The organism is Candidatus Ruminimicrobium bovinum (assembly GCF_902760015.1).
GTDB classification, from domain to species: domain Bacteria; phylum Elusimicrobiota; class Endomicrobiia; order Endomicrobiales; family Endomicrobiaceae; genus Ruminimicrobium; species Ruminimicrobium bovinum.
Genome location: NZ_CACWEU010000172.1, coordinates 1 through 3,518 on the forward strand (window position 1 = coordinate 1; position 3,518 = coordinate 3,518).

The window sequence follows — 3,518 nt, forward strand, 5'->3', positions numbered from 1 at the left end:
AACAATAAGGTTTTGGATAATAGGTATTATTCTTGCAATTTTGGCAATTGCATCGTTAAAGGTAAGATAAAATGAAAATAAAACAATTATGTAAAAAAGATTCGGTCATAACAGTTTTAGGGTTAGGTAAATCAGGAATAGCGGCAGCAAATTTAGCCGTTAAAAAAGGTTTTAAAGTTTTTGCAAGTGACAGCGGAAAACAAAAAACATATAAACAAATGGGATTAAATAAAGCCGTTCGCTGCGAATTCGGGCAACATTCCGATAAGGTATTACAAGCCGATATTATTGTAAAAAGTCCGGGGCTTGCTTCGGATTTACCTGTTTTAAAACTTGCAAAAAAGAAAAAAATTCCGATTATAAGCGAGTTGGATTTTGCTTTAAATTTTATCAGATGCAAAAAAATAATAGCGGTAACAGGAACTAACGGAAAAACTACTACTACCACTTTAATTTATAAAATAATAAAAAAAGAATATAAAAATGCCGTTGTAGCCGGAAACATCGGCTATCCGATATCGTCGGTTGTTAACAAAATAAATTCTGATACCATACTTGTTTTGGAATTATCTTCTTATCAACTTGAAGATTCACCTTCTTTTAAACCGGAAATATCGGTTTCGTTAAACATAACCCCGGACCATTTAAAACACCATAAAACAATGGCAAATTATATAAAAGCAAAAGCAAATATTTTTAAAAATCAAACTAATAAAAATTTCTTAATTTACAATTGTGAAGATAAAATATTAAAAAAAGAAATTTTAAAAAGCAAAGCAACAAAATTTGCATTTAACGATACTACCTCAAAACAATGTATTTCATATAACAACGGCATATTTACATTAAAAGACAAAGCAAAAAAAGAAAATTTTTCAATACCCGTAAAATTATTGGGAAAACATAATATTGATAATATTTTAGCTTCGATTGCTGCTGCATATTGTGCGGGAATTAAATTGGAAATTATTAAAAAAGCTGTTTCTTTGTTTAAAGGTGTTGAGCACAGAATAGAATTTGTCAGGAATTTAAGAGGTGTAAAATATTATAACGACTCTAAAGGAACAAATGTTGATTCTACAAAAGTGGCATTGGAAGCATTTGATAAAAATATACATTTAATTTTGGGCGGTCAGGATAAAGGCAGTCCGTATACACCTATTTTCAATTTAATAAAAGAAAAAGTAAAAAATATCGTTCTTATAGGTGAAGCTGCTCCGATAATAAAAAAAGCATTAAAAGGTTCGGTAAAAATGTATAATGCCGGAACAATTTTTAATGCAATAAAAATTATACAAAAACTTGCCGTTTCCGGTGATATTGTATTGTTTTCTCCTGCTTGCGCATCTTTTGACCAATTTAAAGATTTTGAAGACAGAGGCAGAGTATTCAAACAAATTGTATCGGCTTTAAAATAAAATGAAAGAAATAAAGAAATTTTTTAAGGAAATTAAAAAATATTTTCACAATCCGGTTAAAGAAATAAAAAATATACAGGACTACGATGTTACACTTATAGGTGTAATTGCCGTTTTGCTTATTATAGGGCTTTATTTCAGCATATCCGTAACACCTGTTTTGGCAAAAATCCGTTACGGCTATTCTCATTATTCGTTTTTGATGAAACATATTTTATTTATGTTTGCAGGTTGTATTTGCTTTATATTTACCGCATTTTGCGTTGATTATAATATTCTGAAAAATAAAAAAATAAAATGGGTAATACTCGGTGTAACTATCTTTTTACTGGTATTGGTTTTAGTTCACGGGAAAAACACTAACGGCGCAACAAGATGGATAGCATTAGGTCCGTTTACTTTACAACCTTCGGAATTTGCAAAACTTACATTTGCAATAATGGTTGTTGATTTCCTTTCAAAAAAGAAAGACATTTTAAAAGACATTTCAAATATCATAGTTCCAATAATATATTTGGTTGTGTTTTGCATTTTAATTGCGCTTCAAAGGGATTTGGGAACAATAGTTTTTATCGGACTGATATGGTTGATATTGCTTAATTTATCCGGACTTAGGTTTATAATAATATTTTTAATTTCAATGGTTTTAGGTTCTGTTGCCACGTTATTGATATTTACACAAAAATACAGAGTAAAAAGAATAATGGATTACGGAAAATCCGTTTTTGATTTCACAAAAGCATCCGATAATGTTCAAATAGCAGCAGGTGCATTCGGCTCCGGTGGAATATTCGGTAAATTAAATACTGATGTTCGTCTGCAATTACCTGAAATGCATACCGATTTTATTTTTCCCGTAATAGGAGAAGAGTGGGGACTTGTAGGCGTTTTATTTTTATGTTCTCTTTTTATAATTTTGCTGCACAGAGCTTTAAAAATAAGTAAAAATTGTAAAGATTTATTCGGTAAATTATTATCTTTTATATTGGGGGCAATGATACTTATTCAGGCATCCATAAATATGGGAATGTCTATAGGATTGTTGCCGACAAAAGGTATGCCTTTACCTTTTATATCTTACGGCGGTTCGTCAATGATATATTCTCTTTTGGCAATGGGAATATTGGTTAATATTTCAAAAAACGGGAGAAAAAAACATTATGGATAATATTTTAATCGTTACAAGCGGAACCGGAGGACATGTTTACCCCGGAATAGCCGTTGCCGAACAATTAAAACAAAGCAATTACAATCCCGTTTTTATTATTAACACATCAAATTTAACGGCATTTAATATTGTTTCACAATCAGGTTACAAATATAAAAATTTAAAATTCGATTCTCCGGCAATAAGAAAAAAATCGTTATCTTTGTTATTATTTCCTTTTAAATTGGTTAAAGCCGTTTTTGATGCAAATAAAATATTAAAAGAAATTAAACCGAAAGTTGTAGTTGGCATGGGGGCATATTTGGAAGTTCCGGTAGTTCTTGCCGCAAAATTTAAAAAAATCCCGGTTTTACTTCACGAGCAAAATGCGGTTGCCGGTGTAGCAAATCAATTTTTGGCAAACTATGTAAATAAAATAGCGATAAGTTTTAAAGCATCTCAAAAATATTTTGATAAAGTAAAAGAAAAAGTTGTTTATACTTCAAACCCTGTTCGTAAAGATTTATTCGGTATTTCAAGGCAACAAGCAAGTAAACACTTAAATTTAGACCCTTCGGTTTTTACCGTATTTGTTTTCGGCGGAAGTTTGGGTGCAAAGAAACTTAATTCCATCACTGCTTCCGCAGCAGAAATTCTATACAAGAAATACAAGGATAAAATTCAGTTTATTCACATAACGGGTAAAAATAATTATACCGAAACAAAATATATTTACGGTAAAATCCCTTATAAAAAATATGTTGCAGATTATATGCACGATATCGGCAATGCTTATGCTAGTTTTGATATGGTAGTATGCAGAGCCGGTTCCGGAACGGTTAAAGAAGTTGAACTTTACGGTTTAAAAGGTATTTTTGTTCCGTATCCTTACGCAACCGAAAACCATCAATTTCTAAATGCCAAAACAGTTTCAAAATTAAATTTTTTGGAAG

General features: G+C 30.7%; 3 protein-coding genes. All 3 read left to right on the forward strand.

Annotated elements, in window-relative coordinates; translation table 11 throughout:
• Positions 1–71: 71 nt before the first annotated feature.
• The gene (gene murD / locus ACMUOV_RS05655; RefSeq protein ID WP_413854134.1) at positions 72–1,418 is read left to right on the forward strand and encodes a UDP-N-acetylmuramoyl-L-alanine--D-glutamate ligase; all 1,347 of its coding nucleotides are present in this window, start codon (positions 72–74) and stop codon (positions 1,416–1,418) included.
• Between the two features lies 1 nt (position 1,419).
• Positions 1,420–2,586 (forward strand): FtsW/RodA/SpoVE family cell cycle protein, encoded by a 1,167-nt coding sequence (locus ACMUOV_RS05660; RefSeq protein ID WP_413854135.1) that lies wholly within the window; start codon positions 1,420–1,422, stop codon positions 2,584–2,586.
• Positions 2,579–3,518, forward strand: a 940-nt coding sequence (locus tag ACMUOV_RS05665; protein WP_413854136.1) for a UDP-N-acetylglucosamine--N-acetylmuramyl-(pentapeptide) pyrophosphoryl-undecaprenol N-acetylglucosamine transferase, incomplete at its 3' end; no start/stop codon positions are given. The genes ACMUOV_RS05660 and ACMUOV_RS05665, both read left to right, overlap by 8 nt.